3 protein-coding genes and 1 tRNA gene are annotated in these 3,203 nt (G+C 72.2%); 1 reads left to right on the forward strand and 3 read right to left on the reverse strand.

Annotation, left to right across the window (positions count from 1 at the left end):
* The coding region (locus FV228_RS24630) for an SAF domain-containing protein (protein WP_147856961.1) at positions 1–1,199 on the forward strand (1,199 nt) is incomplete at its 5' end.
* A 167-nt stretch (positions 1,200–1,366) separates the two neighbouring features.
* On the opposite strand, the gene FV228_RS24635 is transcribed toward FV228_RS24630, so the two are convergent.
* The 3 genes from FV228_RS24635 to FV228_RS24645 form a co-directional block, all read right to left on the reverse strand.
* Positions 1,367–1,443: transfer RNA gene (locus FV228_RS24635), tRNA-Arg, on the reverse strand.
* Positions 1,444–1,557: 114 nt separating this feature from the next.
* Positions 1,558–2,298: a nucleotidyltransferase family protein gene (locus tag FV228_RS24640; protein ID WP_147856962.1), complete on the reverse strand. Its 741-nt coding sequence runs from the start codon at positions 2,296–2,298 to the stop codon at positions 1,558–1,560.
* A 193-nt stretch (positions 2,299–2,491) separates the two neighbouring features.
* On the reverse strand, positions 2,492–3,203 hold a 712-nt coding region (locus FV228_RS24645; RefSeq protein ID WP_147856963.1), incomplete at its 5' end, for a phosphotransferase.

Consider the following 3,203-nt stretch of genomic DNA (forward strand, 5'->3'; position numbering starts at 1 on the left):
GGGTGGGCTGGGACGAGGACCGCTTCGCGGCCCCGACCCTGGAGGAGGCCGCGCGGACCGGCGCGACCTGGGTCGGCGACGATGCCGACGCCCTGATCGCCAGCCCGTTCGTGGACATCGTGATCGACGCCACCGGCAGCCCCGCCGCCGGCATCCACCACGCCCTCAAGGCCTGCGAACAGGCCAAGCACATCGTGATGGTCAACGTCGAGGCCGACGTGCTGGCCGGCCCGCTCCTGACCCGCCGGGCCGCGGAGGCCGGCGTGATCTACTCCATGGCCTCGGGGGACCAGCCAGCGCTCATCGCCGAACTGGTCGACTGGGCGCGCACGATCGGCCTGGAGGTGGTCTGCGCCGGCAAGGGCACGAAGTACCTGCCGGCCTACCACGCCTCCACCCCCGACACGGTCTGGGGCCATTACGGCTTCAGCGCCGAGCAGGTCGCGGGGGGCGACTTCAACGCGCAGATGTTCAACGCCTTCCTGGACGGCACCAAGTCGGCCCTGGAGATGGCCGCGGTGGCCAACGCCTGCGGGCTGACCCCGCCGCGCGACGGCCTGGCCTTCCCGGCCTGCGGGGTCGACGACCTGCCCACGCTCCTGCGTCCGGTGGCCGATGGCGGGATCCTGACCGAGCGCGGCACGGTCGAGGTGGTGTCGTCCCTGGAGCGGGACGGGCGCCCGGTGTTCCGCGACCTGCGCTGGGGCGTCTTCGCGGTGTTCGAGGCACCGAGCCGCTACGTGCAGGAATGCTTCGTGCAATACGGGCTGAAGACCGACGCCAGCGGCCGCTACGCCGCCACCTACAAGCCCTACCACCTGATCGGCCTGGAACTCGGGATCTCGGTGGCGTCCATCGCGGTGCGGGGCGAAGCCACCGGCGCCACCGGGGCCTGGCACGGCGACGTGGCGGCCACCGCCAAGCGCGCCCTGAAGGCCGGCGAGCGCCTCGACGGCGAAGGCGGCTTCACGGTCTACGGCACGCTGATGCCGGCGGCCGATTCCCTGCGGCAGGACGCCCTGCCGATCGGTCTGGCGCACAACCTCGTCCTGACCAACGACATCCCGGCCGGCCGTGCGGTCCGCTGGAGCGACGTCGCCTACGACGCGAGCCACCAGGCCATCCGCATCCGGCGCGAGATGGAAGCCGTGTTCCGCACGGAACTCGGCCTGGCCGCCCCGTCACAACGGGTCGCCTGACCAACGGACAGGCCCGGCCGCTTCCGCGCGGCTGGGCGCCTCAGGCGCGTACGGGCACGGGATCGCGCGAAGTACCTGCTGGCGCGCTGTGCTCGATCCAAAGGTGGGCTGCTGGTCGTCAGCGGGACAGGGCTGGGCCCCGGCATCCGCTCAGTGATTTGTAGTAATGGCGCGCCCGAAAGGATTCGAACCTCTGACCCCCAGATTCGTAGTCTGGTGCTCTATCCAGCTGAGCTACGGGCGCCTGTCACGGCGGCGGGGGCTTGGCCCGCCGGCGTGAAGGGGCTTCTAGAGGCTCGGATCCGGCTTGGCAAGACCGTTTGGCAAGACCGATCTGCCGAATGCGGAACGGCCGGCGCTACGGGGCGCGGGCGCTCGCCCGGACGCGTTCCTCGGCGGCGCGGATCGCGTCCGGGGTGCCGACGTGGAGCCACTGGCCGTCGAGGCGCATGCCGGACAGGCGGCCGGCCGCGATCGCCCGGTCGAACAGCAGGTTGAGCGAGAAGGCGCCGTCGGGCGTGTCGGCGAAGAGGCCGGGCTGCAGGATCGCCACGCCCGCGTAGATGAACGGGGCGACCTCGCGCTCGCCGCGGCGCTCCAGGCGGCCGTCCGCGTCCATGACGAAATCCCCGGCGCCGTCGTAGCCCAGGCTGGTGGCGGTGGGGGCGACCAGCAGCAGGGCGTCCATGCGCTCCGGATCCCAGGCGTCGATCAGCCGGCGGAGGTTGGGCGCCGGCCCCTCGAGCCAGAACGAATCCGAGTTCAGCACCACGAACGGCGCGTCGCCCAGCAGCGGCAGCGCCTTGCGGATGCCGCCGCCGGTCTCCAGGAGCGCGGCGCGCTCGTCCGAGACCTGGATGGCGGGTCCCTCCGTCCGGCGGGCGAGATGCCCCTCGATCAGGTCGGGCAGGTAGTGGACGTTGACGATCGCGGTCTCGATGCCGGCCTCGGCGGCGCGGTCGAGGGCGTGGTCGAGGAGCGCCTTGCCGGCCACCTCCACCAGGGGTTTCGGCACCGTGGCGGTGACCGGCCGCATGCGCTTGCCCAGGCCCGCGGCCAGCACGAACGCACGGGTGACGGCGGGGGCGGGCTCGCTCATGCGGGGATCCGGATCAGGCGTTGATGATCATGGTTTCAAAAGGTCTTCGACCTTTTGCGGGTGCAGGGCAGAGCCCTGCAGTCGGCGAAGCCCCGAGAGCCTCGGGACGCTGTCCCGAACCCTGCCAAGGGGCCCCGGGCCCTTTGGATTCCCGTTCCTTTCGCCCGTGACCCGGGACCGCTCGGCATGCGTCCTAGGACTCGGCATCGGAGCCGACCAGGCCCGGCAGGTGCGCCGCATGCCAGGCCCGCAGCTCGGCCAGCGCCGGGTGGGCGAGGTTGCGGGTGAGATAGCCCTCGATCCGCGGCAGGTGGGCGAGGTAGCCGGGCTTGCCGTCGCGCCGGTCGAGCCGGGCGAAGATCCCGAGGATCTTGGTGGCGCGCTGGGCGGCCAGCAGCGCGTACGCCGTGGCGAAGGCCCCGACATCGAAGGCCGGGTCGCGGCCCCGGCGCTCGCGGGCGTAGAGGCCCAGAAGCCGCAGCTCGAATTCGGCGCTGGTGTCGACGCGGGCATCCTGCAGCAGCGAGGCGACGTCGTAGGCCGGATGGCCCATCACGGCGTCCTGGAAGTCGATCAGCCCGACCCGCTCCAGCCCGTCGCGCTCGGGCAGCCAGATCAGGTTCGGCGAGTGGTAGTCGCGCAGGGTCCAGGTGGCGCGGTCGGGTCGCGCGTTCTGCAGGGCCGCGCGCCACAGGGCCACGAACTCGGCCCGGGCGTCGTCCGAGAGCGCGGCGTTCCGGATCGCCGGGACGTACCATTCGGGCATCAGCTCGGCCTCGAACAGCAGGGCCGCCTCGTCGTAGACGGGCAGGACGTGCTCGATGCCGTCCGCCACCGGCAGCACCGCCGGCAGCGGCGTGGCGTGGAGCTTGGCGATCCGGAACGCCGTGCTCTCGGACGACGCC

It is taken from the genome of Methylobacterium sp. WL18, assembly GCF_008040015.1.
GTDB classification, from domain to species: domain Bacteria; phylum Pseudomonadota; class Alphaproteobacteria; order Rhizobiales; family Beijerinckiaceae; genus Methylobacterium; species Methylobacterium mesophilicum.